A 708-nucleotide genomic window follows, 5' to 3' on the forward strand; every position below is an offset into this window, starting at 1 on the left:
GTGCCGGTGAACACCAGGTTGCCCTTGGTCGCCAGGACGCCAGCCCACAGCGGCAGGTGTTCCTTGTGCTCCCAGACCAGCTTGCCGGTGGTCGGGTCCATGGCGCGCAGGGTGCCGACGTGGTCGTCGTACATGCGCTTGATACGGAAACCCATGCCCAGGTAGGCCGAGCCTTTCTTGTAGTTCACTTCCTCGGTCCAGTACTCCTCCTTCCACTGGTTGCCGGGGATGTAGAACAGCCCGGTGTCCTGGCTGTAGGCCATGGGGTTCCAGTTCTTGCCACCCAGGAACGGCGGCGAGACTTCCACCGGCTTGCCCTTGGTTTCACCCGGCAGCGGCTTGGCCGGACGCTGGCCTTCGTTTTCCACCGGGCGCCCGGTCTTGAGGTCGATGTGGCTGGCCCAGGTGATGTTGTCGACGAAGGGGAAGGCGTTTTGCAGTTTGCCGTTGTTGCGGTCCACCACGTAGAAGAAGCCGTTGCGGTCGGCGTGGCCGGTGGCCTTGACCACCTTGCCGTCCTTGCCCTTGTAGTCGAACAGCACCAGTTCGTTGTTGCCGGAGAAGTCCCAGGCGTCGTTCGGCGTGTGCTGGTAGAACCATTTCACTTCGCCGGTGCTCGGGTCGACGCCGACCTGGCCCGAGGTGTACAGGCTGTCGTAGTCGTGGGGGTTGCCGTCTTTGGCGGTGCGCGCCCAGGTGTTCCACGGC

Annotated in this window: 1 pseudogene; it reads right to left on the reverse strand. The window is 63.7% G+C overall.

Annotated elements, in window-relative coordinates:
* Positions 1-708, reverse strand: a pseudogene (gene exaA, locus F6S12_RS32555) (quinoprotein ethanol dehydrogenase); the annotation flags it as partial.

The sequence above is a fragment of the Pseudomonas sp. JV245A genome, from assembly GCF_032424515.1.
Lineage (GTDB): Bacteria > Pseudomonadota > Gammaproteobacteria > Pseudomonadales > Pseudomonadaceae > Aquipseudomonas > Aquipseudomonas protegens.